The 24,338-nt window shown below is 56.8% G+C and carries 22 protein-coding genes; 12 read left to right on the top strand and 10 right to left on the bottom strand.

Annotated features, from left to right (window positions below; translation table 11 throughout):
• Positions 1-12 precede the first annotated feature (12 nt).
• Entirely contained in the window at positions 13-1,479 is a 1,467-nt protein-coding gene (locus tag ATO67_RS16525; protein WP_067651711.1) for a sensor domain-containing protein, read from the bottom strand.
• A 335-nt stretch (positions 1,480-1,814) separates the two neighbouring features.
• Between ATO67_RS16525 and ATO67_RS16520 the strand changes: the two genes are divergently transcribed.
• A complete protein-coding gene (locus tag ATO67_RS16520; RefSeq protein WP_067651708.1) occupies positions 1,815-2,474 on the top strand; it encodes a glutathione S-transferase family protein in 660 nt (219 codons plus the stop codon).
• Between the two features lie 6 nt (positions 2,475-2,480).
• On the opposite strand, the gene ATO67_RS16515 is transcribed toward ATO67_RS16520, so the two are convergent.
• Positions 2,481-3,482, bottom strand: coding sequence for an asparaginase (locus tag ATO67_RS16515; RefSeq protein ID WP_067651998.1), 1,002 nt, complete (start codon positions 3,480-3,482; stop codon positions 2,481-2,483).
• A gap of 76 nt (positions 3,483-3,558) precedes the next feature.
• Between ATO67_RS16515 and ATO67_RS16510 the strand changes: the two genes are divergently transcribed.
• Positions 3,559-4,314 (top strand): DUF3750 domain-containing protein, encoded by a 756-nt coding sequence (locus ATO67_RS16510; protein WP_067651705.1) that lies wholly within the window; start codon positions 3,559-3,561, stop codon positions 4,312-4,314.
• Here ATO67_RS16510 and ATO67_RS16505 read toward each other — a convergent pair.
• Complete coding sequence (locus ATO67_RS16505; RefSeq protein ID WP_067651702.1) at positions 4,299-5,654, bottom strand: chloride channel protein; 1,356 nt, start codon at positions 5,652-5,654, stop codon at positions 4,299-4,301. The two genes, ATO67_RS16510 and ATO67_RS16505, sit on opposite strands and share 16 nt — an antisense overlap.
• Positions 5,655-5,786: 132 nt before the next feature.
• On the opposite strand from ATO67_RS16505, the gene ATO67_RS16500 reads away from it, so the two are divergent.
• Both ATO67_RS16500 and ATO67_RS16495 read left to right on the top strand, forming a co-directional pair.
• Positions 5,787-6,059 carry a YlcI/YnfO family protein gene (locus ATO67_RS16500; RefSeq protein ID WP_067651699.1) on the top strand — a complete coding sequence of 91 codons (273 nt, stop codon included), beginning with the start codon at positions 5,787-5,789 and terminating at the stop codon, positions 6,057-6,059.
• Positions 6,056-6,355, top strand: a complete 300-nt coding sequence (locus ATO67_RS16495; RefSeq protein ID WP_067651696.1) for a type II toxin-antitoxin system RelE/ParE family toxin — start codon at positions 6,056-6,058, stop codon at positions 6,353-6,355. Before ATO67_RS16500 ends, ATO67_RS16495 begins: the two co-directional genes overlap by 4 nt.
• 3 nt (positions 6,356-6,358) lie before the next feature.
• On the opposite strand, the gene betA is transcribed toward ATO67_RS16495, so the two are convergent.
• Genes betA through betI form a run of 3 tightly spaced genes read right to left on the bottom strand, consistent with a single transcriptional unit; the run spans position 6,359 to position 10,160 of the window.
• A complete protein-coding gene (gene betA / locus ATO67_RS16490; protein WP_067651694.1) occupies positions 6,359-8,011 on the bottom strand; it encodes a choline dehydrogenase in 1,653 nt (550 codons plus the stop codon).
• Between the two features lie 57 nt (positions 8,012-8,068).
• Positions 8,069-9,532, bottom strand: coding sequence for a betaine-aldehyde dehydrogenase (betB, locus tag ATO67_RS16485; RefSeq protein ID WP_173645947.1), 1,464 nt, complete (start codon positions 9,530-9,532; stop codon positions 8,069-8,071).
• 16 nt (positions 9,533-9,548) lie between these two features.
• Positions 9,549-10,160 carry a transcriptional regulator BetI gene (betI, locus tag ATO67_RS16480; protein ID WP_067651688.1) on the bottom strand — a complete coding sequence of 204 codons (612 nt, stop codon included), beginning with the start codon at positions 10,158-10,160 and terminating at the stop codon, positions 9,549-9,551.
• Between the two features lie 438 nt (positions 10,161-10,598).
• On the opposite strand from betI, the gene ATO67_RS16475 reads away from it, so the two are divergent.
• The 3 genes from ATO67_RS16475 (at position 10,599) to ATO67_RS16465 (ending at position 13,887) form a co-directional block, all read left to right on the top strand.
• Positions 10,599-10,835 (top strand): ribbon-helix-helix domain-containing protein, encoded by a 237-nt coding sequence (locus tag ATO67_RS16475; RefSeq protein WP_067651685.1) that lies wholly within the window; start codon positions 10,599-10,601, stop codon positions 10,833-10,835.
• Between the two features lie 170 nt (positions 10,836-11,005).
• Entirely contained in the window at positions 11,006-12,805 is a 1,800-nt protein-coding gene (locus ATO67_RS16470; protein WP_425352225.1) for a GGDEF domain-containing protein, read from the top strand.
• Between the two features lie 80 nt (positions 12,806-12,885).
• Positions 12,886-13,887 (top strand): NAD(P)H-quinone oxidoreductase, encoded by a 1,002-nt coding sequence (locus ATO67_RS16465; protein ID WP_067651681.1) that lies wholly within the window; start codon positions 12,886-12,888, stop codon positions 13,885-13,887.
• 275 nt (positions 13,888-14,162) lie between these two features.
• Here ATO67_RS16465 and ATO67_RS16460 read toward each other — a convergent pair whose 3' ends face one another.
• From ATO67_RS16460 to ATO67_RS16445, 4 genes are all read right to left on the bottom strand, one after another.
• Positions 14,163-15,200, bottom strand: coding sequence for a sulfate/molybdate ABC transporter ATP-binding protein (locus ATO67_RS16460; RefSeq protein ID WP_067651991.1), 1,038 nt, complete (start codon positions 15,198-15,200; stop codon positions 14,163-14,165).
• 11 nt (positions 15,201-15,211) lie between these two features.
• Positions 15,212-16,084 (bottom strand): sulfate ABC transporter permease subunit CysW, encoded by an 873-nt coding sequence (cysW, locus tag ATO67_RS16455; RefSeq protein WP_067651678.1) that lies wholly within the window; start codon positions 16,082-16,084, stop codon positions 15,212-15,214.
• Positions 16,077-16,934, bottom strand: coding sequence for a sulfate ABC transporter permease subunit CysT (gene cysT, locus ATO67_RS16450; RefSeq protein WP_067651675.1), 858 nt, complete (start codon positions 16,932-16,934; stop codon positions 16,077-16,079). The genes cysW and cysT overlap by 8 nt, the downstream gene beginning before the upstream one ends.
• Before the next feature lie 136 nt (positions 16,935-17,070).
• A complete protein-coding gene (locus ATO67_RS16445) occupies positions 17,071-18,096 on the bottom strand; it encodes a sulfate ABC transporter substrate-binding protein (RefSeq protein ID WP_067651672.1) in 1,026 nt (341 codons plus the stop codon).
• A gap of 531 nt (positions 18,097-18,627) precedes the next feature.
• Between ATO67_RS16445 and ATO67_RS16440 the strand changes: the two genes are divergently transcribed.
• From ATO67_RS16440 to ATO67_RS16420, 5 genes are all read left to right on the top strand, one after another.
• Entirely contained in the window at positions 18,628-19,398 is a 771-nt protein-coding gene (locus ATO67_RS16440; RefSeq protein ID WP_067651669.1) for a phosphoadenylyl-sulfate reductase, read from the top strand.
• Between the two features lie 30 nt (positions 19,399-19,428).
• Positions 19,429-20,382: a sulfate adenylyltransferase subunit CysD gene (gene cysD / locus ATO67_RS16435; RefSeq protein ID WP_067651666.1), complete on the top strand. Its 954-nt coding sequence runs from the start codon at positions 19,429-19,431 to the stop codon at positions 20,380-20,382.
• Positions 20,382-21,857, top strand: coding sequence for a sulfate adenylyltransferase subunit CysN (gene cysN / locus ATO67_RS16430; protein ID WP_067651663.1), 1,476 nt, complete (start codon positions 20,382-20,384; stop codon positions 21,855-21,857). Before cysD ends, cysN begins: the two co-directional genes overlap by 1 nt.
• A gap of 155 nt (positions 21,858-22,012) precedes the next feature.
• On the top strand, positions 22,013-23,479 hold the full coding sequence (locus ATO67_RS16425) for a glycosyltransferase family 2 protein (protein ID WP_067651661.1): 1,467 nt from the start codon (positions 22,013-22,015) through the stop codon (positions 23,477-23,479).
• Between the two features lie 70 nt (positions 23,480-23,549).
• The gene (locus ATO67_RS16420; RefSeq protein WP_158667367.1) at positions 23,550-24,227 is read left to right on the top strand and encodes a hypothetical protein; all 678 of its coding nucleotides are present in this window, start codon (positions 23,550-23,552) and stop codon (positions 24,225-24,227) included.
• Positions 24,228-24,338 lie beyond the last annotated feature (111 nt).

The following is a 24,338-nucleotide window of genomic DNA, read 5'->3' as shown; positions in this document are numbered from 1 at the left end:
TTTTGTTCCTTGTCAGATACCTGCCCCGAAACACTGTTCGAAGACGCGCACTGTGTTGCGGCCGTTCTTCTTGGCTTCGTACATGGCCGCGTCGGCCTTTGCCAGCAGGGCTTCCGGCGTCTCGCCATCACCTGGATAGAAAGCAGTACCGGATGAACAGGTGACGGTGATGGAGCTGTTCTCCAGTGCAATCGGCTCAGCCGCACGTTCACGGATGCTTTCGAGCCTCCGCATTATGCCGTGCTCGTCATGTCTGGGATTGCTGAATATGATCGCAAATTCGTCACCACCCAGCCTCACGGCAATATCGGACGCCCTGATACAACCGGTGATGCGCGCAGCCAGATTGCGTAGAACCTCGTCTCCGGCAGCGTGCCCATAAAGGTCGTTGATCTGCTTAAAATTATCGAGATCGATATAGGTGATGGCCACCAGCCTGTTTTCGCGCTTCGCCTCATGAATGGCGCGACGAAATTGCGTCCAGAACACGTTTCTGTTGGAAAGCCCCGTCAGCGGGTCGTGATGCGCCATGTAATGGACGCGCTCTTCGATGCGACGACGGTCTATCGCAATGCCAGCGATATTGGTTGCCATCTCGATGATTTCTTTTTCGATCGCGGACGGCTCCCGCACCATGCCGGAGTAAAGCGCGAATGTGCCCAGCAACACGCCGTTGTTCCCCATGATTGGCGTTGACCAGCACGAACGAAGTCCGTGGCGCATGGCGATTTCAACGAAATCCTTCCAAAGCGGATCCTGAAACGTATCGCTGACATAGACGGCGTCGCGGCGCCATGCCGCTGTCCCGCACGAACCGACCATGGGGCCAATCTCCAAACCGTCGATCACCGATGTGTAGCTTTGCGGAAGAGATTGTGCAGCGCCGGTTCGCAGCCGATCCTGCTCTACAAGTAGAATGGAGCCCGTAAGATTATCCAGCAGGTTTTCTACCGTCGTAACGATGGCTTCCAGTATGTTTGGCAATGGCTCACCATGCACGATCATTTCCAGAAGTGCAGCGTGGCTGCGGCGCAGGGTTTCCTGCCATTTTGCGGCGGTAATATCGCGTGAAATGCCCGCCAGGCCGATAACATCGCCTCTGTCATTGCGGATGGGGATACGAGTTCCCGAGTACCAGCGAACGTGCCCGTCCTTGGCGACGCGCTCTTCGGCATCGTAAAGCCCTTGACCCGTTGCCATGATTTGGCTGTCCATCGCGTCGATACGACGCGCGACATCCGGCGGGGCCATATCGAATATGGTCAGTTGTCGGCCTTGGATGAAGTCCACCTCGTGGCCAAGACAAGCAAATGCAGCCGCATTCATGTAGCTGTAACGGCCTTCAATATCTTTAATGAAAACCATCTCGGGTATGTTGTCGAGCAGGTATGATAATCTCGAATCGGACAGGCCAGTCTTGAGCAAATCCGTCGCCAATGTTTGCACGTTCAGTGAACGAGCGCCATTTTCTTCACGCATTGCGCAACGACCCCCACCAACGCTACTCTTCCCCATTTTTCATTGCTCCGATCGGCAGTAAACCATAGTTCACAGACATCGATCAGCCATGACGACAATAGAGCAAACGTACTTATGCTCGATTAAAATAAGCCGTAACACTGTCCGCATTTGGAAGTAGATTTATACCTGAACAACATGGGTGCAATATAACCGCAAATAACTCTATTTTACTTCAAATGCAATCAAAAGATGCATCAAGTAATCAGAAAAAATCACACGAGGCCGTGATATTCCAGCTTCCGTTTTGCAAATCGCAGCAATAGGTTACCCTCAGAAACAAGAGGAAATTGCGAATGTTGACGATCTATGGCGTTTATCGCTCCCGTGCCACCCGCACGCTGTGGCTGGCTGGAGAACTCGGGCTTGAGTTCAAGCATATGCCGGTCATTCAGGCCAGACGCCTCAGCGATCCGCTCGCCACGGATGCACCGGTCAACACGCTGACGCCGTCCTATCTTGCCATCAACCCCATGGGCACCATTCCCTGCATAGACGATGACGGGATGGTTCTCTACGAGTCAATGGCGATCAACCTGTATCTGGCGCGCAAGTATAGCACACCGCTTGCCCCGGCAGATTTGGTCGAGGACGCGCAAATGATGCAGTGGTCCTTCTTCTCAGCAACCGAAATCGAGACGAACGCCCTGAAGATTTCTTCCACGGTTGCGGAAGGACTGGCAAACAGCGAAGCCGGCCAGACCGTGATCGAAGTGGCAGCGCGCATGTTGCGCCGACCGTTCAAGGTTCTCGAGCAGCATCTTTCCAGCACAGACTATCTGGTCGGCAACCGGTTCAGCGTCGCCGATATCAATGCCGCCGAGGTCGTGCGCTACGCGCAGGGGCATCCTGCCCTGTTCGATGCCAACCCATCGGTCAAGGCCTGGCTGGAACGCTGCCAGTCCCGCCCCGCCTTCAGGGCCATGTGGGACGCTCGCAACATCGAAGCAGCCTGACCCCGTCTACAGGCGGGTGGTCACTCTGATGTCGCCGACATGGATGCCGTTCCAGTTTTTCATGGAACGGTTTGCCATGCTCAACAGCGCCTGCTGTTCCGAGCTGTCCTTTTCAAAGTAACGCGCCAGCAAAGCCGCAATCATGGCTTCTGCCGCGCGCGTCGTACCGTCCTCGCATTTGACCACCATCGCGATGCCCTGCTGCGGCAGGGCGGCAACGAACACGCCCTCAGCACCGGTTTTGGCGAAGATTTGACCCGGAGCAATTTCCATCAGCTTCGTGCAGGTCCGACCCGTTCCAGCCACGTAAAAGGGTTGGGCCATGCAAGCGTCGATCAACCGGCGTGAGGCTTTTGCGCGCGCCTGTTCCAGCCCCTGCCCCGTCACCATCTTGGCAAAGCCATGTGCCAGACCTTTCAGCGGAATGGCGTAGGTCGGAATAGAGCAGCCATCGACCCCGCAATTGTCATGACCGATAGCGGCGCCCGTCAGGCTTTCCATCGTCGAGCGTATTTCGGCCTGCAGGGGATGGTCGTAATCGACATAGCCCTTCGTTTCCATGCCTGTGTGGGCACAGGTGCAGATGAAGCCGGAATGCTTGCCCGAGCAATTGTTGTGAAGTGCCGATGGTTTTTCCAGCGTGCGGGCCTGGTGGATGATTGTCTTCTGATCGGAAGACCAATGCGCGCCGCACTCCAGCGTCTCCACGTCCTTACCCGCCTTTGCCAACATACTTGCCGCAAGCTGCACATGGGCATCTTCACCCGAATGGGACGCGCAGGCGAACGCCAGTTCTCTATCCCCGAAGCCATAGGCATCCGCCGCGCCGCTTTCTACCAGAGGAAGCGCCTGCATCGCCTTGCAGGCAGAGCGTGGAAACACGCCGCCATCCACGTCACCTGCCGAGAACACGACATCGCCTGCGCCATCCATCACCACGGCCATGCCGCGATGGCGGCTTTCAACGAGATTTCCTCTGAGGACTTCGACGGTAACGGGGTTGTGCATGGCTTCGGCCTCAAAAAATACGAAATTGAAATCGCTGTTTAGATGAATCGCCGCACCGATGCACGAGGTTGCCTCATTGAAATTCGCCAAACGCTTTTTAATTGCTGTTTTCGTCATCTACCTCCTGCCCGCGCTGGCCTCGGCCGGGCTTTGGGCCATGAAGGAGCACCCGACTGGCTATCGCAACGCGCGCTGGTCATCTGCGGGTATTCTCCCGGAAGCGCCAGCGGACAAACCGGCTGCGATCTACGTCTATTCGGCAATGACCGGCGGCCTTAAGGGCTCGCTTGCCAGCCATGCCTGGATCGTGGTGAAAAAAGAAGGGGCATCCAGCTACGAGCGCTACGACAAGGTTGGATGGGGCACGCCGATACGCCGCAACGCTTATGCGCCCGATGCATACTGGTATTCCAACATGCCGCGGCGTGTCCTGGAATTACACGGCGATGAAGCCGAACGGCTGATCCCGAAAGTCGAGCAGGCCATCGCCGATTACCCCTATGGAAAGCCAGGCGGCTACCGCATTTATCCGGGTCCAAACTCAAACACCTTCGTGGCGCATGTGTTGCGCCAAGTGCCGGAACTGGGCGTCGTGCTGCCGCCCGATGCCGTCGGGCGCGATTATCTGCCCAATGGAGAATTTATCCACGTCGCGGACGACTGGAAAGACGTCAGCATTTCGCTTGGCGGTTTCTTCGGCGTCTCCGCAGGTGCCAGAAGCGGCCTTGAGGTGAATTTCCTTGGCCTCGTCGCAGGGATCGACATCGTAAACCCCGGCATCAAAATACCGGGGCTGGGCTACTTCGGCACGGGTTCTCAGCTGGGTGTGTGATCTTCTGCCGCGCGGTGCGCGCGCTTGGCACGGATGCCCTGTGCGATAAAAATGCGTGACAGGCCGTGATAAAGTGGCTCTGCTGAGATCATCCGCGATGTCAAATACCCCAGCATCGATGCCGCCATGATCGGGATGACGGCCTCATGATTGCCGGTCATTTCAAGAATAATGACAAAAGCCGTCATCGGTGCCTGTACGACGCCGGCGAAATATCCGGCCATGCCGAGGATCGCTCCTAGCCCGACACTGGTGCCGAGAACGGACGCGACCGTGCTGCCGAAACCTGCCCCAACGGATAGCGAGGGCGCGAAAATACCGCCGGGAATGCCCGACATCATGGCCAGAAACGTAGAAGCCAGCTTTTCGAGGAAGAAGAAAGTTGGAGCGCCCTGCCCCTCGATTGCGGCACGCGCCTGCTCGTATCCGGTGCCGAAGGTCGCACCACCCGTTGCCACGCCGATGATGGCGGAGCCAAGGCCACAACCGGCGGCAACGATCAACATCCGCTTCAGCGGCACGCTATGGCTCCAGCGACGAACCCGTTGTGATGCTTTCAGCGCACCGGCGCTGAACAGCGCGCCGAACACACCGCCACCGATGCCGCAGACCAGCACCAGCCCCCAATCCGCCGCCGTCTGGGCTACAACGGTGCTTGTGCCGAAATAGGTGTAGGTGCCGACCAGACCCAGCGACGCCAAGCCGGACAGGATGACGGCGGTCAGGACCAGACCGTTGGAGCGCGCCTCATAGGTCCGGCTCATTTCCTCGATGGCGAAAACGATACCAGCCAAGGGCGTGTTGAACGCGGCGGCGATGCCCGCAGCGGAACCGGCGAGGATCAATCCCCGCGCCTGCGCCATGCCGCCGATGCGTGCCGCCTGAAGCATGATCGATGCGCCCACCTGCACGGTTGGCCCCTCACGCCCAATGGATGCGCCAGAGAGAAGCCCGGCAATCGTCAGCACGATTTTGCCAACGGCGAGTTTCAGAGACAGCAGTCGTGACCGGTCCTCGTCATCATGAAAGTGCCGCGCCGCAATCGCCTGCGGAATGCCGCTGCCGCCGGAGTTTGGAAACACTGTGATCGCAAGCCACGCACAGAGTGCAAAGCCGAGCGGCGTGATGATCAGCGGTAGAAGAAAGGCCCACTCTCCCGACGAGGTGACGGAAAAGAACAGATGCTGCGCCCAATCCGCCATCTTCGCGAAAGCGACGCTGATGACACCGACGGCCAGAGCGCCGGTCCAGAACACAGCACGCGGTTTCCACACACGCCACGAACCCCACATGACGCGGGAGCGGCGAAACATTTTCATTTTCTTGTATTTGGAAGGCATGGCAACTTTTCTGTCGTCCGGGGAGAGGGCTCACTTATCGGACTGACAGACCACGATTGCAACCTCGTCTTTGACAATCGCCCGGGAATAGCGCAGGATCACGCATCGCAATTGCAATGCATGGAGCCAGCTATGAAAAGCTCAACGATACCGTCACTGAGGGTAACCTCGGATTTTCGCGAAGCAGCCGAAAGCGTTTTGAAGGAGGGTGAAACGCTCTCGTCGTTCGTGGAGGATTCGGTACGACGTCAGGTCGAAATACGGAAATCTCAGGCTGAGTTCATCGCGCGCGGGCTTGCGTCATTGGAAGAGGCCGAACGAACAGGCGTTTATTATTCAGCAGATGAAGTTCATGCGGAGTTGCGGGCAATGCTTGCAGCTAAAAAGGCAGAGCTTGGCCGTTGAGTTTCAATCTTCGATACACGATCTCCGCCAGAGACGACATCACGCGGCTCTATCAATTTCTTCTGGAAAAAGATTTCTCCACAGCGGAAAAAGCCCTCGATAAAATAATCAGCACCATAGAAAGCCTCAAGGAATTTCCTTTCGCGACACGAAAAACTATTGGCGACAACGGGCGGCGTCGAGAGCTTTTGATACCCTTTGGTTCATCAGGCTATATTGCCCTTATCGAAATCGAGGACACAGAAACCGTCTCCATCCTTACCATTCGCCACCAGCGCGAAGACGATTACTACTAAGTCCTACCGGTCGCTCACCGCCGCACGCGGATTAACCCACGGCTCCTGATTGGAGCGCGGCAGCGGCTGTCTCCCCAAAATATGGTCCGCTGCTTTCTCACCGGTCATGATCGAAGGGCCGTTGAGGTTGCCATAGGTGACATGCGGGAAAATCGAGCTGTCTGCTACTCGAAGGCCATCCACGCCGATGACCCGGCATTCGGGATCGACCACAGCCATCGGATCGTTGCGGTCGCCCATCCTGCAGGTGCCACAAGGGTGATAGGCACTTTCCAAATGTTCTCGCAGAAAAGCGTCGATGTCTTCATCGGACTGCACAGCTTCTCCCGGTTGGATCTCTGGTCCGCGATAATCATCGAACGCCTTCTGGCTAAAGATATCCCGTGTCAGGCGCACGCAATGGCGGAATTTTTCCCAGTCTTCGGCGTGGCTCATATAGTTGAAGCGGATGATTGGATCATCTTTCGGATCGGACGAACGCAGCGTGACATCGCCGCGTGATTTCGACAGGTTGAAGCCGACATGCACCTGAAAACCATGGCTTTTCGCGGCCGCCTTGCCATCATAGGAGATGGCGACGGGCAGGAAGTGGAACTGGATATCTGGCTGTTTCAAACCCGGTTCGGAGCGCAGAAAGGCGCAGGCCTCGAACTGGTTGGAAGCGCCCAGCCCACCCTTCGTCACCAGCCATTGCGCACCTGCAACGCCCTGCCAGAACCATGGCAACCAAGAATAGAGCGACACTGGCTTGGTGGAGACCTGCTGGAAATAAAACTCCATATGGTCCTGAAGATTTGCCCCTACGCCGGGGCGATCCGCCTTCACTTCGATGCCCATATCCCGCAAATGTTGCGCCGGGCCGATGCCCGAGAGCATCAGCAGCTTGGGTGAGTTGAAGGATGAGGCAGAAACGATGGCCTCACGGTTCGCGCGTATCGTTTCCACCACGCCTCGGCGCTCGATCTCGACACCGGTGGCACGACCATTTTCGATGACCACCTTGCGCGCAAAGCCACGCACCAGCGTAACATTGCCGCGTTTCAGTGCGGGCCGCAGATAGGCGTTGGCGGCAGACCAGCGGCGACCATTGTGGATGGTCTGCTCCATCAGGCCAAAGCCCTCCTGCTTGGAGCCGTTATAATCTTCCGTCAGTTCAAAACCGGCCTGCGCCCCTGCTTGTACGAAGGCATGAAATAGCGGGTTCGTAACTGGCCCGCGCTGCACATGAAGCGGTCCATCCGTGCCACGCCAGCCCTCTTCGCCGCCATGGCTGTGTTCCATGCGTTTGAAGTATGGCAACACATCCGCATAGGACCAGCCGTGGGCGCCAAGCTCTTCCCACCGGTTAAAATCCTCCGCGTGGCCGCGAACATAGACAAGACCGTTGATGGAAGACGACCCACCGATGACCTTGCCACGCGGCGCGGTGATGCGGCGGTTGTTGAGGTTCGGCTCCGGCTCCGAGTAATAACCCCAATTGTAGCGTTTCATGCTCATCGGCCATGCAAGGGCTGCTGGCATCTGAATAAACGGTCCGAAATCTGAACCGCCCGCCTCAATGACGATGACCGAATATTTGCCGTCTTCTGACAGGCGATAGGCTAACGCAGAGCCTGCGGAACCGGAACCGACGATAACGAAATCTGCGTTTTGCATTTCAAGTTCTTTCCACAATCGAAGGTCTGCGCAAGCTCACCCCCTCCAACAACCAAATCAATACGGCGCATCCACCTTGCCCGTCGCCACGTAAACCGTCTTCAATTCACTATAATGACTAAGCGCTGCCGCAGAATTTTCACGTCCGAACCCTGATTGCTTGGACCCGCCAAAAGGCATCTCAACGGGGCAGAGATTGTAGGTATTGATCCACAACGTGCCCGCCTCCAGTTGATCGACAACGCGGTGGGCGCGGGTGATGTCGGCGGTGAAAACGCCCCCGGCCAGGCCGAACTCGGTGGCGTTGGCGCGGGCTATGACCTCGTCTTCATCATCGAAATCCAGAACGCACATGACCGGCCCGAAGATTTCCTCGCGGGCGATGGTCATGTCGTCGGTCACATCGGCAAAGACCGTGGGCTGCACATAGGCACCCTCACCCGCAACATTGTTGGGAATGCCACCACCGGTGATGAGCGTGGCACCCTCTGCCTTGCCCTTTTCCATATAGGCCAGCACCTTTTCCTGCTGCGCCTTGGATACCAGCGGGCCGATTTGTGTTGCCTCATCCATGGGATCGCCGATCACCATCACGTCGGTGCGGCTTTTGAGGTTTTCGAGAAAGCGCTGCTTTGCGCCCCGCTGTACGAAAACGCGGGTACCGTTGGAGCAGACCTGGCCGGACGAATAGAAATTGCCCAGCATCGCCCCGCCGACGGCGCTTTCGATATCGGCATCATCGAACACAATCAGCGGAGACTTACCGCCGAGTTCCATCGTGACGTGCTTCAGATGTCCGGCAGCCGCAGCGGCCACTTTGCGGCCCGTGGGAACTGAACCGGTCAGCGACACCTTGGCGACATCCGGGTGATTGACCAGCAGAGGGCCGGTGTCCCTGTCGCCCTGAATGACGTTGAACAGACCCTTGGGCAAACCGGCTTCCACCAGAATTTCAGCGATTTTCAGCGCACCAAGCGGCGTGTTTTCCGAAGGCTTGAACACCATGGCGTTGCCGGCAACCAGCGCAGGCGCCGCCTTCCAGCAGGCGATCTGCTGCGGGTAGTTCCATGCACCGATACCAACGCAAACGCCCAGCGGCACGCGCTTTGTATAGGCGAAATCGCCGCCCAAAGGAATGTAATCGCCGTTCAGTGCCGAGGGCGCGATGCCGCCGAAAAACTCGAAACAATCTGCGCCGGAGGTCGAATCCGCGACGATTGTTTCCTGAATGGGCTTGCCGGTATCCAGCGTTTCAAGCTCAGACAGCGCGCGGTTACGCTCACGGATGATATCGGCGGCCCGGCGCAGGATGCGGCCGCGCGCGGTGGGGCTCATGGCTGCCCATTCCTTCTGCGCGCGCTTGGCGGAAGCGATGGCGCGCTCCACGATGGCGGGAGTGGCTGCGTGCAGCCTTGCGATGACCTCACCTGTCGCAGGATAGAGACTGTCGAAAACCGCACCATTGCCATCTTCGACATAATCTCCATCGATGAAATGCGATGCTTTCGGCTGGGCTCTCAATGTCATGATAGGATCCTTACAAAATGCGAATGGACGGCTTGGCGTCAACGAAAGGTTTGAGCTGCGTGTCGAAGTAATTCTCCACCAGCGCAGGTGCGGCGGAAATACCAAGTGGCGCAGCTTGAAGGCTGTGTCGAATATAGAGGCCGTCGATCAGGGCTGCGGCTCCCTCTGCAATGCGGGCAGCATCATCAGGTGGGCAGAGTCGGTTAAGACTATCCACAATGTTGGACCGCAAACGTCTGTTATAGATGACAAGCAGGCGGCGCATCTGGTGGGAGCGTTGCGCCTCCACGTAGAAGGCCAACCAGGCCGCGACCGTTTCATTGGTGAACTGATTGCTTTGGAATGACACGCGCACGATGGCGCTCAACCGTGCGCGTGGCCCCGAGGACTGGCCGAGCGCGGCAACGGCATCGTGGTGAAGAGCGCGCAGCAGACTGCGGATGGTTTCGAGCAAAAGCTGTTGCTTGCTGCCAAAATAGTGATGTGCGAGTGCCGCAGATACCCCCGCCTCGCGTGCGATGTCCGACATTGTCACATTCAATGAACCCTGCTGCCCGATGGTGCGTAATGCTGCATCCATCAGGGCCTTCTTGCGCAAAGGCTCCATTCCAAGTTTCGGCATCACCACTCTCCTTTGGTGGCAATTTATTATTGATTGACTGATCAATCAATAATAAATGCGACACGCAAATGTGTTCTTTGCGCCATTTCATTGTCTCCTTGAAACTTGCCCGATACTGCAAATGTGTTAGTCTGCGATCACTGGCAAATGATAGGTCGCAAGCATGATCCTTGGCATTCGCTCGATATTCGGTGACACCAGCGCACGCCCTTTGGTCACACGGCGGTTTTTTCCGTATTTTTTACTTTCGCAAAACGAACATTCATCTGGAACCTAAAACGGAGATGGGCGTTCCTTCGGGTGCACCACACATCTGTGCTAATATACAAACAATAAAGCCCGTTCACGACTGGCCAGTGACGAGCATTTAAGATGGCCATGATGGATTTGCCTCGGACATGATTGCCGGGCGATAACTGTCAAACAGGGAGAAACACGATGCCGATGGTAACTGTATCCATTTCCCCAGAGCAGGCAGCGAAGATGCGCGACGCGGTCGATAGCGGGGAGTATGCTTCCGGAAGTGAAGTCGTTCGTGCAGCCCTTCGCCTTTGGGTGGAGACTGCGGTCAGAAGCGACGTTTCAAAGCGCCAGGACCATTCCTCGCCAATGAGCGAGCATCTGAACGTTGCAGAACTTTACGCCGCACACAGCGCAAAAAGACGACACGGCTGACACCCCGAAGCACCTTTGCGATGGCTGTTTTAGCACTTCGCGTTCGCGTCATAAAAATTTCAAAAAAGCTTCATCAACAATAAAGTGTTTGTTGATGACTATTCGCCATTGTCCCACCCAAAAGCGCCTGCCAAATCACAGAAATGGGCGCGTCGGTGGAGAAGATTATCATGTCGACGGCGATCGACCCAGATGTCATACGGCGGTTTGCCAGCGGGCAAATGGCATCCATGGCGAAGCTCGTGCTGGAAACCGCATTTCAACCCATTGTCGAGGCAACAACCGGAACCGTATTTGGTTACGAGTCTCTCATGCGCGGGTTTGACCGCATCGGCTTTTCCAGCCCTCTCGACCTTCTGGACCATATAGAAGCCGATGGGCAATTGCTGACGGTGGAGCAGATGCTGGTCGGGCGGGCGCTGGCAAAATTCTCGACATTGCCGGAATTTGCATCGGCCACCCTCTTTCTCAATCTCGACGTCAGGCTCATCCCGCACGGCAATACCATTCTCGACAAGCTGCTGGAACATCTGGCCAAAGCGTCTATTCCACCATCATCCATCTGCTTCGAGCTTTCCGAACGTTTCGACAATACCAGCGTGCCGGAGTTCAACGCGTTGATTGCCCGCATGCGCAAGGAGGGCTTCAAGCTGGCCATCGACGACTTCGGTGTCGGCCACGGCGAGATGAAGCTTCTATGTGACTTCCCGGTCGATTATCTGAAGATCGATCGCTACTTTATTTCAGGTGTGGACCGCAATCCGCGCAAGCGCCACCTGGTGAAGAACATCGTCAACATCGCCCATGTTCTGGGCGTTCGGGTGATTGCAGAAGGCATCGAGACCGAGGCCGAGTTTCTGGCGTGCCGTGAACACGGTGTCGATCTGGTGCAGGGCTGGTTCATTTCGCGACCAACGACCTTCGTTAGCGAATTGCAGACTGGCTTTCCACATCTCCAGCATCTTGGTGAGACCCGCCGCAGCAGCCAGACGCTGGATGAAATTCTCATCCGCCGTCAGATCGAGCGTCTGCCGACGGTTTACGAAAACGACAGCATCGACAGCGTGTTCGAGCTGTTTCGTCGTAACCCGGCGCAGGCGTTTTTTCCGGTTCTCAACGCCAATGGCGAGCCGCGCGGTGTCATCAACGAGCATCATCTTAAGGAATATATCTACCAGCCCTTCGGTCGCGACCTGCTGAAAAACAAAGTCTATGAGCGAACGATTTCCCATTTCGTGGATGGAGCGCCCATCGTCGGGCTGGATGCGGACGCGGACCAGTTGATGAATGTGTTTGCCAATACGGGCGGCAGTGCCTGCGTTATTCTGACCGAAAACATGCGCTATATCGGCGTTGTCTCCGCTGCATCGCTGATCAAGGTCATCAACGAAAAGCAATTGAAGCTAGCGCAAGAACAAAACCCGCTGACGGCCCTGCCCGGCAACCGCGCCATCAGCAGCTTTATCGAAGACAGTTGCAGCGATAGCGACGACAACCGCTTTTTCTGCTATTGCGATTTCGACAATTTCAAACCCTTCAACGATAAATACGGCTTCCATGTCGGTGACCACGCCATCACGCTGTTTTCAGCATTGATGAAGCGCTATTTCTTCTCAGGCGATTGCTTCCTCGGCCATATCGGCGGCGATGACTTCTTCATTGGCGTGCGTGGCTGGACGATGGACGAGGTCACGGAAATTCTAGGAAGGCTGCTCAGCGATTTCCATGATGATGTCGTCGGGCTTTATTCGGAAGAAGACCGTGCCGCAGGACAGATCAAAGGCCACGACCGGTTTGGCAATGAGCGGGACTTTGCGCTGATGCGCTGCTCCATCGGCGTTCTTCAACTTTCCAAGGGCTTGATTATTGGCGACCCGGAGCGGATCGGCGGCGAAATTGCTACGATCAAAAAGGCTGCCAAGGAAAGCGACTTAGGCCTCGTCCTGCGGACCTATGGCGACACTATTTGATATCAGCGACAATGCGCCTTCTTTTAAGTGCGACAGAGGTGACCTAAGTTCAGGGCAATGAAAACCCGACGGAGGCCCACATGACTTTGCCAGAAACAATGAAATTCGTTGACCTGCCAACCTTCGGCGCAGCTGACGTCATGACCTTCGCGACCGGGCCTTTACCCACGCCAAAGGCTGGCGAAATCCTCGTCAAGGTGCAGGCAGCGGGCATCAATCGTCCAGACGTGGCACAACGCCAAGGCGCCTATCCAGCGCCCAAGGATGCGAGCCCTGTGCTGGGCCTGGAGATTGCCGGGGAAGTGGTGGCACTGGGCGAAGGGGTCAGTGAATTCGAAATTGGGAACCATATCTGTGCTCTGGCGAATGGTGGCGGTTACGCGGAATATTGCGTTGTGCCTGCGGGACAAGCCCTGCCCTTTCCAAACGGATATGACGCGGTCAAAGCGGCGGCCTTGCCGGAAACCTTCTTCACTGTCTGGGCCAATCTGTTCCAGATGGCGGGACTGACGGAAGGCGAAAGTGTGCTGATACACGGCGGTAGCAGTGGTATCGGCACAACGGCCATTCAGCTTGCAAAGGCGTTCGGCGCCGAGGTCTACACCACAGCAGGGTCCAAGGAAAAATGCGAGGCATGCGAAAAGCTTGGCGCCAAAAGAGCTATCAATTACCGTGAGGAAGATTTTGCCGACGTCATAAAGGCAGAGACCGGCGGCAAGGGCGTCGATGTCATCCTCGACATGATCGGTGCCTCCTATTTCGAGAAAAACCTGTCCTTGCTTGCCAAGGACGGCTGCCTCTCGATGATCGCTTTTCTTGGCGGCAACATCGCCGACAAGGTTGATCTGCGCCCCATCATGGTCAAGCGCCTGACAGTGACCGGCTCCACCATGCGCCCCCGCACCGCCGACGAAAAGCGCGCCATCCGCGATGAGCTGGTAGCGGAGGTGTGGCCGCTGCTGGAAGCGGGCGAAATCGGGCCGGTCATTCACGATATCATCGATTTCGACCAAGTCGCAGATGGCCACAGGCTGATGGAATCGAGCAGCCATATCGGCAAGATTGTGATGCGGGTTTCGTAAGCGTAATGGCTTGCAGCGAACTCTGCAGTCCACCCCTTGCAATCTCGCCGAATCGTATTACCTTCTTCTCATGTTCAACGTAGTGAAAGGAAGGTGATCCAATGTCTAATGAGATTTCGGTCTTCGTAGCAGGCAATGGAAAGGATTTGATTTCGACGAGGCAGCCCTCGGCTTGATCCGCCTTCCAGCGGGACGTTGCTAAACGTTTCCAGGTCTGAAACGAGACCAAACTCATGGAAGGGCCGCCACAAGCGGCCCTTTTCCTATTCTCGGTCTTACTTACGGAAGACTTTCCAGCGTGTAGGGCGAAAGCGGACTTCGTTGCCAACAGCAACGGTGGCATCCAGCGGAACTTCGATTTCCAGGTGATGCGGTTCGTGGCCGTTGTTGGCAATGTCGAGTTCGGCAATGCGCGTCCCGGCCAGACGGCGGCAGATGGTGACCTTGCCGTAGAGCGCATCGCGGTCATCGGTCAGGACAACGTCTTCCGGGCGGAAGAACAGATCGCCGTCACCCTCGCAGGCATCGCGGATGCCGATGTTTTCTCCCTGAAACAGCATATGCCCATCGCGGATCGTCACCGGCAGGTTCGATGATTCTCCGATGAAGGAGAAGACGAAGGGCGAGTTGGGGGTATCGTAGACATCATCGGCGGTGCCGACCTGTTCGATCTTGCCCTGGCTCATGACCACCACACGGTCTGCCAGTTCCAGCGCCTCTTCCTGATCATGGGTGACGAACACCGTGGTGTGGCCGGTACGGTCGTGGAACTCGCGCAGCCAGCGGCGCAGTTCCTTGCGGACCTTCGCATCCAGAGCGCCGAAGGGCTCATCCAGCAGCAGAACCCTGGGCTCGATGGCAACGGCGCGAGCAAGCGCCACGCGCTGACGCTGACCGCCTGAGAGTTGGTTGGGATAGCGGCTTTCAAGACCGGAGAGGTGCACCATATCCAGCAGATCGGAGACGCGCTTGCGGATTTCGGATTTCGCCGGGCGGCTTGAAGATGGACGGACTTTCAGACCGAAGCCGATATTATCGGCCACCGTCATATGGCGAAACAGCGCATAGTGTTGAAACACGAAGCCGACATTGCGCTCCTGCACAGAGCGATGCGAAGCGTCTTCATCGCCGAAGAAAATCTGGCCACCTGTGGGCTGTTCCAAACCTGCGATCAAGCGCAGAAGTGTCGTCTTGCCGGAGCCGGACGGCCCGAGCAACGCGATCAACTCACCCGAACGAATATCTAGCGAGACATTGTCCAAGGCGGGAAAGCGATCGAACTGCTTGGTGATGTTGGTGACTTTGACGTCCATGGACATGCCCTTCAATGCTTGCCGGCGGCGTTGCCCGCGCCAAAGCGTATTTCAAGAATGGTTTTGAGAACGAGCGTTACCAGCGCCAATCCGGCAAGCAATGTTGCCACCGCGAAGGCCGCACCGATATTGTATTCGTTGTAGAGGATCTCGACATGCAGCGGCATGGTGTTGGTTTCGCCGCGGATATGGCCTGAGACCACCGATACCGCGCCGAACTCGCCCATGGCGCGGGCGTTGCACAGCAGAACGCCGTAAAGCAGCCCCCATTTGATGTTGGGCAGGGTGACGAACCAGAAGGTCTGCCAGCCGGATGCGCCAAGCGAAATCGCCGCCTCCTCATCGCCCGTTCCCTGATCCTGCATCAGCGGGATCAATTCACGCGCGACGAAAGGGAAGGTCACGAAGATGGTGGCGAGCACGATGCCCGGCACGGCGAAGAGAATTTCGATGCCGTAGCTTTTCAGGAACGGTCCGAGCACGCTGTGGGACGAAAACAGGATAACATAGACGAGGCCAGAGATAACCGGCGAGATGGAGAATGGCAGGTCGATCAGGGTGATCAGAAACGCCTTGCCCTTGAACTCGAACTTCGCGATGGCCCATGCGGCAGCAACGCCGAAGACGACGTTGAGCGGCACGGATATGGCGGCGACGAGAAGTGTGAGGCGGATGGCGGAGAGCGCATCAGGCTCGATGATCGCTTCCCAAAAGGATTCAGCGCCCTTGCGGAAAGCCTCCACAAAGACCGCGACCAGCGGCAGGACAAGAAACAGCGCCAGAAACAGGAATGCAAGGCCGATCAGCACCAGCTTGGCTGGCAGCGTTTCGCTCGCGGGATCACGAAAGGGTCTGGATGATATGGTGCGCGCGTTATCAGGCATAACCGTACCTCTTGCGGCTCCAGGCCTGAATGAGATTGATGATGAACAGCATGGCAAAGGAGATGATCAGCATGATGGTGGCAATGCCGGTGGCGGCTGGGTAGTTGAACTCTTCCAGCCGAATGACGATCAAAAGCGGTGCGATTTCAGAGACGTAGGGAATGTTGCCAGCAATGAAGATGACGGAACCATATTCGCCGACGCCGCGCGCAAAGGCCAGCGCGAAGCCGGTGAGGATAGCGGGCGTGAGGCCGGGCAGCAGAATGCGGGTGATGGTTTGGAATCTGTTGGCGCCGAGCGTCGCGGCGACTTCCTCGACCTGACGGTCGATCTCTTCCATGACCGGCTGAACGGTACGCACGACGAAGGGTAGACCGATAAAGATCAGCGCGATGACGATGCCGGACGGTGTGAAGGCGATCTTGATGCCGAAGGGCTCGAAAAACTGCCCGACCCAGCCACGGTTGGAATAGAGCGCCGTCAGCGCAATACCGGCAACGGCCGTTGGCAGCGCAAAGGGCAAGTCCACGATGGCATCCACGAACCGTCGACCGGGAAAGCGGTAGCGCACCAGCACCCAGGCGATGAGAACGCCAAAGACGGCATTGACCAAAGCGGCGAGGAACGCTGTTCCGAAGCTGACCCGCAGTGCATTGAGCGTTCTGCTATCCATCGCGATGGCGAAAAAATCCGCAAAACCGAGTTTTGCAGTGGACCACACAAGACCGGCCAGCGGGATGAGAATGATAAGAAAAAGGTAGGTGATGGTGTAGCCGAGCGTCAGGCCGAATCCCGGCAGGACGCTGGATTGACGCCACTTCCACTTGGTTGGCGATGGGGTATTGCTCATCAAGGCTCCGGGTAAAACGGGGGCCATCGTCAGCCGCCCTCTTATGCGCCATCGACCGGCTCGTGGCCGGTCGATCTTGTCTCCAATCCAAACAGAACGCGATGCTGCGGCCTGTTTGGCGTGTTACATCATCCACTTACTTGGCCGGCTTGTAAATCTGATCAAAGATGCCGCCATCACCGAAATGTTCCGGTTGCGCTTTTGCCCAACCGCCGAACTGGGGATCATCAATGGTGACGAGCTTGATATCAGGCAGTTGCTTCAGCAAGTCCTTGGAGACGACCGAAGGGTTGGACGGACGGTAGAAGTGCTTGGCTGCAATGTTCTGACCCTCGTCGGAATAGAGATATTGCAGATAGGCTTCGGCAGCCTTGCGCGTGCCCTTCTCATCGACGTTCTTGTCGACGACGGCGACAGGTGGTTCTGCGAGGATGGAGATTGGCGGAACGACGATCTCGAACTCGTCCTTGCCGAATTCCTCGCCAGCCAGATAGGCCTCGTTTTCCCAGGCCAGCAGCACATCACCAATCTGGCGCTGTGCAAATGTCACAGTCGAGCCACGTGCACCGGTATCGAGCACTGGAGCACGTTTGTAGAGTTCGCCGACATAGGCCTTAATCTTGGCCTGATCGCCCTTGTACTCCTCGTTTGCCCATGCCCAGGCTGCGAGGTAGTTCCAGCGTGCGCCGCCTGATGTCTTGGGGTTCGGTGTGACGATCTGGATATCACCCTTCACGAGATCACCCCAGTTATGGATGCCCTTCGGATTACCCTTGCGCACCAGAAAGACGATGGTGGACGTGTAAGGCGCGGAGTTGTTCGGAAGGCGCGTGCGCCAATCGGCATTGATCTTGCCACTATTCTTGACGATGGCGTCGATATCGCTCTGAAGTGCCAGCGTGACGACATCGGCTTCAAGACCATCGATGACCGAGCGGGCCTGTTTACCGGAACCGCCATGCGACTGCTGGATGGTGACATCCTCGCCCGTATCGGCTTTCCATTTTTTCGCGAAGGCTTCGTTGACGTCCTTATAAAGCTCGCGGGTCGGATCATAGGACACGTTCAGCAGTTTCGTATCTGCCGTGGCCGTTCCGACAGCACCCAGAGTGACAGAAAGACTAAGCGCGACAGCGCTGAGGCTGGAAAGAAGTTTCGACATCGGTATCCCTCCTAGATGCAGTGCGCTTAACACTACTTGGAACCGCCCGTGGGTCAATCAGGCGCAATCCAATCGCAAAAGTGTTTCCATTGCGGCTGTCTGAACAGCAACAAACACGCCGCAAGTCACTCAGAACACGCAACAGGACGCGTGGAAAACCGGCGTTAAACGCAAAACCAGTTCGTATTTTTACCATATTTCAGCCACGGAGACGCAGATTTTTTGAATGACCGGAATGTTTTTCTTAACAGGCGGCACTCTACACCCTCCGTCAATCACCCTTCCGTCCATGGAAAATAGAAATCTACAAAATTTAGCGAATATATCGCAAATTGTTCTTGCTTTTTGACGTCGAACCGATTTTATGTCGGTACGACGATGCGTCATTACCGCGTCTGTGGGTGTCTTTTGCGCATATTGTGCGTCAACGAGAGATATTTGCTCTCTGACGATCCACACAAGCATAGCCATTCCTGTAAAATAGCGCTGATTTCAGGGATATTCCGAATATAGGAATTCGGAACCCATGGAATGACCCTCAATACCCCCTCGCATGTCCTTTCCAGCCACGATGTTTCATCGCTAGACGATACGCTGGCCAGTCTCGATCTGGCGGGGCGTCTGGCATTTGTCGCAGGTTTGGGCGGGCGGGCGGTGTTCACGACGAGCCTTGGTATCGAAGATCAGGTCATTACGGCCGCTATCGGTACACATCGTCTTCCCGTCGAAGTCGCCACGTTAGAGACCGGACGTCTGTTTGCGGAGACGGTCAATCTCATCCACGAGACAGAAGAACGCTACGACATCGCTATCAAGCGTTTCTACCCTGCTCAGGACGATATCGACGCCTATGCCGAAAAATTCGGCCTCAACGGCTTTTACGATAGCGTCGAAGCGCGCCACGCCTGCTGTCATGTGCGCAAGCTGGTGCCGCTGGCCAAGGCGCTGGATGGCGCAAGTTTCTGGATCACCGGTCTTCGCCGTGGCCAGTCCGGCAACCGGGCAACGACGCCCTTTGCCGAGTTTGATGCTGAGCGCAATCTGATCAAGATCAATGCTATCGCGGATTGGGATATCGATGTGATCAAGGCGCATGTTCTAGCGGAAAACATTCCCGTCAATCCCCTCCACGCCCGCGGGTATCCCTCCATCGGCTGCGAGCCGTGTACCCGCGCCATCAAGCCCGGCGAACCAGAACGCGCCGGTCGATGGTGGTGGGAAAATGACGAGAAGCGCGAATGCGGCCTGCACGTGGCCGAGGCAGCGCAAGCATCTCCCCTACCAGCCGCCTCACAACGATAATTGAAAATCCATAGATTGCCGGAGTTTACAATGTCCAATGCAGTTCCGGAAACGGAAAGCACAAGTGTCAGCACACCAAAGCAGCCGCTTGATCCTCATCTGAAAGCCCTCGAAAACGAAGCCATCCATATTTTCCGTGAAGTTGCGGCGGAATTCGAAAATCCGGTGATGCTGTATTCCATCGGCAAGGACTCATCCGTGCTGTTGCACCTGGCGCGCAAGGCATTCTTCCCCGGTCGCATCCCCTTCCCGCTTCTCCACGTCAACACTGGCTGGAAGTTCAAGGAGATGATCGCGTTCCGCGACAATATCGTCAAGGAATACGATCTCGACCTTATTTCCTACACCAACCCGCGCGGAGCGACGGAAAACGTGACGCCGTTCACGCATGGTTCGGCGCTCTATACCGACATCATGAAGACGGAAGCGTTGCGCCAGGCACTGGACGCGGGCAAGTTCGATGCTGCCTTCGGTGGTGCGCGCCGCGATGAGGAAGCCAGCCGCGCCAAGGAACGCATTTATTCCTTCCGCACGCCAGATCATAAATGGGACCCGCGCAACCAGCGCCCGGAACTGTGGAACATCTATAACGGCATGGTTCGTCAGGGTGAGAGCGTTCGCGCTTTCCCGATGTCCAACTGGACCGAGGTCGATGTCTGGCGTTACATTCAGGCCGAAAACATTCCGCTCGTGCCGCTCTATTACGCCGCAGAGCGCACCTATGTCGAACGCGACGGTATGATGATTCTGGCTGAAGACGATCGGCTGGAGTTGCTGCCCGGCGAAGAGATCCAGCATGGCATGATCCGCTTCCGCACGCTGGGCTGCTTCCCGCTGACCGGCGCGATCACCTCGCAGGCGACGACGCTGGACGAGGTGATTTCGGAGCTTGAAATTGCAACTGTTTCCGAACGTCAGGGCCGCGCTATCGACCGCGACCAGTCCGGCTCCATGGAAAAGAAAAAGCGTGAGGGCTATTTCTGATGACCCAGAACACGACAGCTCAATCCGCCACCATTCTGCCTTTCGTTGAGCCGACAAAGTTCGTTCGAGACACCCGCCCGCTGCGACTGATCACCTGCGGCAGTGTCGATGACGGAAAATCCACACTGATCGGCCGACTGCTATGGGATACCAAGGCGGTCAAGGAAGATCAGGCAGCCACGTTGCACCGCGACAGCGGCAAGCAGAACGATCTCGGCCTGCCCGACTTCGCGCTGTTGCTGGATGGTCTTCAGGCCGAGCGCGAACAGGGCATCACCATCGATGTCGCCTATCGCTATTTCGCCACCGACAAGCGCGCCTTCATCGTTGCCGACACGCCCGGCCATGAGCAATATACCCGCAACATGGCGACCGGCGCCTCCACTGCCGACCTCGCCGTGCTGCTGGTGGATGCCCGCACCGGCATTCTCGAACAGACCCGCCGCCACGCAACGATTGCGGCCCTGATGGGCATTCGCCAGTTCGTGCTGGCCGTCAACAAGATCGATCTGACCAACTACGACAAGGCCGGTTTCGAGCTGATTGCCCACGACTTCCGCGAGTTTGCGCAGTCGCTCGGCATCAAACAGATTACCGCCATCCCCATGTCCGCCCTGAAGGGTGAAAACGTCGTTCTCTCGGGCAAGTCTTCCATGCCGTGGTATGAAGGACAAACGCTGGCTGAAACGCTGGAGCTGGCAACCGCGCGCTCGACGCAGACTGGCGGCTTCCGTCTACCGGTGCAGCGCGTATCACGCCCCGGCGAAAGCTTCCGCGGCTATCAGGGCACAGTCGCCGGTGGCGCTGTTAAACCCGGTGATTCCGTTGTTATCCTGCCATCGGGCATGGTTGCCAACGTCAAGCAGATCGTCACCTTCGATCTGGTCCGAAATGCCGCCGTTTCCGGCGATGCCATCACGCTGGTTCTCGACCGTCAGGTGGATGTGTCGCGCGGCGACATGATCGTGTCGATCGAGGCGCAACCGCAGACGGGCCACGCCTTCGACGCGCAACTCGTGGCGCTTCAACCGGGGGGTATCGAGTCGGGCAAGCGCTACTGGTTGAAAAGCGGCAGCCGCCGCCAGCGCGTCAGCGTTCAGCCAACGACACAGCTCGACCTGAAAAATGGTCAGTGGCTGGCCCATGCAGACACGCTTCCGATGAACGCCATCGGCAAGGTTCGCCTGTCCTTCGACGAACTGGCGATCTTTGATCCCTATGAGCAAAACCGTTCCACCGGCTCCTTCATTCTGATTGACCCCGATACCAACAATACCGTTGCGGGCGGCATGATCCTTGGCAAGCGCGCAGATACCGGCAAGATTTCAAGCGGCGAACGGGTGCTGATCTCGCTTCCAGCGGATCTGGCCGAAGCGCTTCTGGCCAGCGAACAGCTTTCCAGCCGAAGAGACGAAATCGAAATCCGCCGCACAAGTGCCGCGACGGCATCGAGATTGCTGGATGGGCTGGATTAAAATGTCGACCACATGAATATGAAAGGCACCGGTCAGCACCGGTGCCTTTTTGCTTTTGGCGAAGCGCTGCAAAGCGAAGGCCGTTGTGACAAGGCTCGAAACAGCTTCAACGATTAAGCAGAAAGAAGATTACATCTTTTTGAGAGTCGGCCAGAATGCAATCCGTCGAAGCCCTGATATTCATGACTGGCCGAAACTGCGCCCAGTACACCGCCCGCGCTGTGCAAAGCATTGCAAAGCAGACACTGAAAGACGTTCACATCCTCTTCGTGGATGACATGTCCGATGACGAAACCGGCAATACAGCGCATCAGGCTCTGGAAGAACATTTTCCCGGAAAATATACTCTCGTTACCAACGACACGCGCTTTGGCAAGGCTCGCAATGCCTGGGAGCATCTCCGCCCCTTGAGCGCGAATGCCAAGTTCATCGGCGTGGTCGATGCCGACGACCAGTTGATAGAGCCGCGCGTTCTCGAAGCCTTGCTGGCATTCTACAATGCCGGCAAGGATGTCGTCTGGACAAATTTTGCCATGGACAATGGTCACGTCGGCTGCAACGCGGCGCTTGACCCCAATATTTCGCCGCGCCAACAGGGTTGGAAAACAAGCCATTTCTTCAGCTTCCGCGCCGAACTATTCGGAAATGTACCGGAAGAGTATTTTCAGGATAGCGAGGGTGCTTGGCTGCAGGCGGCCTGCGATATTGCAATCGCCATGCCGATCCTCGATCAGACGCGGCGCTACCAGTTTCTATCCGCCAATGCGTATCTCTACACGGCAACCAACCCGCAATCGCACCATAATCTCGATAGCCAGTCGGTTGGGCTGAATTCCACCATCCAACAAAAATCGGCACAAGACGTGATGCGCAAAACGCCGCTACCTCTGACACGTCCGTTGGTGGAAACGCCATCCAAGCAACCGGAACCGGCTGCCGCAAAGCCAAAAGCCAATATTCCAAATGGGCCATCATCCATGACAACACCAAACTCTGCGCAGACCTGGAGTGACATCACCGGCAATCTCGTCGTTGCGGACACTCCTGGCATTATCAACGCCATGGCATATTGCGGTCCGACACGCCTGACACCTGAACAGGTCTGGGCGCTGCGTGGCATCATTTCCACCCGGCAGGAGGCCGCGAATGTCCTGCACGTGGGCAGCACGCGTTCCGCCTTGGCACTGGCATGCCTGATGTCGGGTAGTGCACGCCAACTGACATGCCTATGCGCGTCCAGTTCCGAAGCGGATGAGCTTGATCTGCGGCTGAGGCTTTGCGGAACGCGCGACGAGGTGACGATTACGATTGCCGAGCCGGTCAATATAAATTTCGATCAGGTCAATGGCAGCTTCCCGGATACGCGTGAACTGGATGCCGACACCAAATTCGATATGGTCGTTGTCGATTTTTCCAAGTCCGTTCCTCACACCAGCGCCATCGTTTCGCTTTCTGCGCTCGCGCCGAACCTCGAACCGCGTGGTTTTGCGCTTTGCCTCCTGGCTGCGGACAAAAACACGGAAGCACTTGCCGCAACGAAATGGGGCGCTATCGGAAGCGGATTGCGCTTTTGCGTGAACGCCATCGGCGGCTCGGGCTTGCTGGTTGTGGGCGGACAATAGGTTCGTCGCGTTGGCAGCATGTCTAACCATAAGAGAAAATGAGGCAGAGACCGTGAACCAGATATTTTCGATGCCAGTTCGTTTCGACAGCCAGAATGACGTTGAAGACCATGGAGACGGACACCGCGAGAGTTTTCTCAATGCCGTGCTTCGCGACAATTACAGCCATGACGCCCAGATGTCGCATATCCAGATCGAGGCTGTTTCGGCAGCCATCCGGTCACGCGGACCCAAATGCAACATGCTGGTCTTTGGCCTTGGAAATGACAGCCCGCTTTGGGCAAACCTGAACCACGATGGCTACACACTTTTCTTCGAAAATGCTCCGCAATGGATTGCGAAGGTGAAAAGCCAGCATCCCGACCTCAATGTCGAGCATATGGATTATCCGACGACCGTGGCACAATCCATGGACGACCCGGCAGCGCTCGTGCGCAGCGCCGAACTTCCGGAAAGCGTCAAATCAAGATCATGGGATGTCATTCTGGTGGATGGACCGATGGGTTATCTGCCGAACCTCCCCGGTCGCGCCCTGCCGCTGGTGTGGACTGCCTTAGTTGCCACGAACGCGACGCATGTTTTCGTTGATGACTATGAACGCCATCTTGAGCAGAGCTATGCGGATTTTCTGTTTGGGGGTCGCGCCAAGAACAGGAGCGTGGTTCTGCCGCGTCCTGCGACGCCGAGGCTGAATGCCAGCACGATGCTGTGGCTTTTCGGCGTTTCGGACAGTCTCGTCAAAACCTGACCGCACTCTATAAATGCCTGTGGGGATGATCGATTGCGGTTCCACACCGTATCGACATCCCCACACGCGTATCAGACATTGTCTAACGGAACCCTCATCCGAATATCTCAG

It is taken from the genome of Agrobacterium bohemicum (assembly GCF_001562555.1).
In the GTDB taxonomy this organism is placed as follows: Bacteria; Pseudomonadota; Alphaproteobacteria; order Rhizobiales; family Rhizobiaceae; genus Agrobacterium; species Agrobacterium bohemicum.
The sequence above is the reverse complement of the archived record's forward strand: the minus strand, read 5'-3'. Positions and strand labels throughout refer to the sequence as shown.

Excerpts from the sequence above, each read along its gene's own strand:
- ATO67_RS16525 (WP_067651711.1), bottom strand. The coding sequence starts at position 1,479 with ATGCGTGAAGAAAATGGCGCTCGTTCACTGAACGTGCAAACATTGGCG.
- ATO67_RS16520 (WP_067651708.1), top strand. The coding sequence starts at position 1,815 with ATGTTGACGATCTATGGCGTTTATCGCTCCCGTGCCACCCGCACGCTG.
- ATO67_RS16515 (WP_067651998.1), bottom strand. The coding sequence starts at position 3,482 with ATGCACAACCCCGTTACCGTCGAAGTCCTCAGAGGAAATCTCGTTGAA.
- ATO67_RS16505 (WP_067651702.1), bottom strand. The coding sequence starts at position 5,654 with ATGCCTTCCAAATACAAGAAAATGAAAATGTTTCGCCGCTCCCGCGTC.
- ATO67_RS16500 (WP_067651699.1), top strand. The coding sequence starts at position 5,787 with ATGAAAAGCTCAACGATACCGTCACTGAGGGTAACCTCGGATTTTCGC.
- betA (WP_067651694.1), bottom strand. The coding sequence starts at position 8,011 with ATGCAAAACGCAGATTTCGTTATCGTCGGTTCCGGTTCCGCAGGCTCT.
- betI (WP_067651688.1), bottom strand. The coding sequence starts at position 10,160 with ATGCCGAAACTTGGAATGGAGCCTTTGCGCAAGAAGGCCCTGATGGAT.
- ATO67_RS16475 (WP_067651685.1), top strand. The coding sequence starts at position 10,599 with ATGCCGATGGTAACTGTATCCATTTCCCCAGAGCAGGCAGCGAAGATG.
- ATO67_RS16470 (WP_425352225.1), top strand. The coding sequence starts at position 11,006 with ATGTCGACGGCGATCGACCCAGATGTCATACGGCGGTTTGCCAGCGGG.
- ATO67_RS16465 (WP_067651681.1), top strand. The coding sequence starts at position 12,886 with ATGACTTTGCCAGAAACAATGAAATTCGTTGACCTGCCAACCTTCGGC.
- ATO67_RS16460 (WP_067651991.1), bottom strand. The coding sequence starts at position 15,200 with ATGGACGTCAAAGTCACCAACATCACCAAGCAGTTCGATCGCTTTCCC.
- cysW (WP_067651678.1), bottom strand. The coding sequence starts at position 16,084 with ATGCCTGATAACGCGCGCACCATATCATCCAGACCCTTTCGTGATCCC.
- cysT (WP_067651675.1), bottom strand. The coding sequence starts at position 16,934 with ATGAGCAATACCCCATCGCCAACCAAGTGGAAGTGGCGTCAATCCAGC.
- ATO67_RS16445 (WP_067651672.1), bottom strand. The coding sequence starts at position 18,096 with ATGTCGAAACTTCTTTCCAGCCTCAGCGCTGTCGCGCTTAGTCTTTCT.
- ATO67_RS16440 (WP_067651669.1), top strand. The coding sequence starts at position 18,628 with ATGACCCTCAATACCCCCTCGCATGTCCTTTCCAGCCACGATGTTTCA.
- cysD (WP_067651666.1), top strand. The coding sequence starts at position 19,429 with ATGTCCAATGCAGTTCCGGAAACGGAAAGCACAAGTGTCAGCACACCA.
- cysN (WP_067651663.1), top strand. The coding sequence starts at position 20,382 with ATGACCCAGAACACGACAGCTCAATCCGCCACCATTCTGCCTTTCGTT.
- ATO67_RS16425 (WP_067651661.1), top strand. The coding sequence starts at position 22,013 with ATGCAATCCGTCGAAGCCCTGATATTCATGACTGGCCGAAACTGCGCC.
- ATO67_RS16420 (WP_158667367.1), top strand. The coding sequence starts at position 23,550 with ATGCCAGTTCGTTTCGACAGCCAGAATGACGTTGAAGACCATGGAGAC.